Origin of the sequence: Desulfosarcina cetonica JCM 12296 (genome assembly GCF_001311845.1) — a bacterium.
GTDB classification, from domain to species: Bacteria; Desulfobacterota; Desulfobacteria; order Desulfobacterales; family Desulfosarcinaceae; genus Desulfosarcina; species Desulfosarcina cetonica.
The window spans coordinates 1-1,367 of the sequence record NZ_BBCC01000450.1 but is presented as its reverse complement, the minus strand read 5'-3'; the positions used below and the strand labels follow the sequence as shown (position 1 = coordinate 1,367).

The 1,367-nt window shown below is 44.8% G+C and carries 2 protein-coding genes; both read left to right on the top strand.

Features of this window, described 5'->3' with window-relative positions:
- Positions 1–172 precede the first annotated feature (172 nt).
- Positions 173–547, top strand: coding sequence for a hypothetical protein (locus JCM12296_RS34870; protein ID WP_172684273.1), 375 nt, complete (start codon positions 173–175; stop codon positions 545–547).
- A 65-nt stretch (positions 548–612) separates the two neighbouring features.
- On the top strand, positions 613–1,367 hold a 755-nt coding region (locus JCM12296_RS34865), incomplete at its 3' end, for a hypothetical protein (protein ID WP_157068199.1).

Genomic DNA, 1,367 nt, shown 5'->3' with positions numbered 1-1,367 from the left:
AAGGCGACTATGTGCTGGGCTATTTTGGGAAAAGAGTTTCTGCGGCTCGCAAGGCATACCAGGACTATGTCAGCGCGGGAATGACCATCGGGCGCGTCCGGAATTGGTTGGCGGAGGATTGGTTCGTAGTATGGGTGGGTGGTCCGAAATCAAGAAGATTCGATTGAGAGGAATGGATCGGATCAAAGGCGATGAACGTATTCTCGGCGATTCGGATTTTGTTGAATCGGTTTTGTCCGAGGCCAATGAGACGTTCGATCACCGTTATGAACGCAAACAACAGGGCTACGACATGAGCCGCGTTGCCGAGAGGGTCGCCTCGATCTATGGACTCGACCGAGACGACATTTTCCAAAAGGGGCGCCAGAAAGATCGTGTGGATGCCCGGGACTTGTTTTGCTTTTGGTGCACCCGGGAACTGGGCCTTTCCCAGACCGAGCTTGCCCGGTCATTGGGGATGACCGTACCCGGTATCGGCTACGCCGTCAGAAGGGGCGAGTCGATCGCCGTACGTGAAGGATATCAATTGGTTGGAAATGTTGATTAGATAATTAAGGCTGTCCCCCTATCCACTAATCAATCTGGTGAACCCTACAAGGTAAAGGTAAGAGCATGAAACCCATACAAAGCGGGATATCACTTGCTATCATAATACTGTCAGTCATCTCCATCCTGGGATGCAGCACCTTAAAGAAAGACTGGATATCGGCAAACGAAAAGCACACGCTTAAGGGGTATCACGAATTTCGTGAAAAACATCCTAACAGCATCTGGGATAAGGCAGCGCTGATCAGAATTGAACAAGTGGAATGGGAGACTGCAAAAAGCCAAGACACGGTTGATGCTTATCAAACTTATATCAAAAAATATGGTACCGGTGGACAGTATTACAAAAAGGCATTTGAAGCCCTGGATAATAAAGACTGGGAGATAACCAAAAAAAAGGATACTATTCAGGCATATGAGGAGCATCTCACCCGGTTTAATCACCGTTATGGAATCCACTTCGGCCATGCCAAAAAGAGAATTGAAGATATTCAATGGATTGACGCCCTTAACAAAAATTCAGATACGGCTTTCATAAACTATTTGACTCAATATGAGCAGGCCAAGGCAAGACATTATTCTGAAGCCCTTGCCAACTTATTACATTTAAAGCCAATACAGCAAATAAACTTTAAATTAACCAATAATTTTTCCGAAATACCCACACAGAAAATAGAAAATTATACAAAAAATAAATTTTCCGATGTGTTGAAAAAAGCGCATATTTTCAGCCCTGAAACGGATGGATTGATTCTGGATTTTGACATCAAAATATCCAGAGGGAATTGGTATACCACTGTTCAATTTGGAGGGAGTATTCC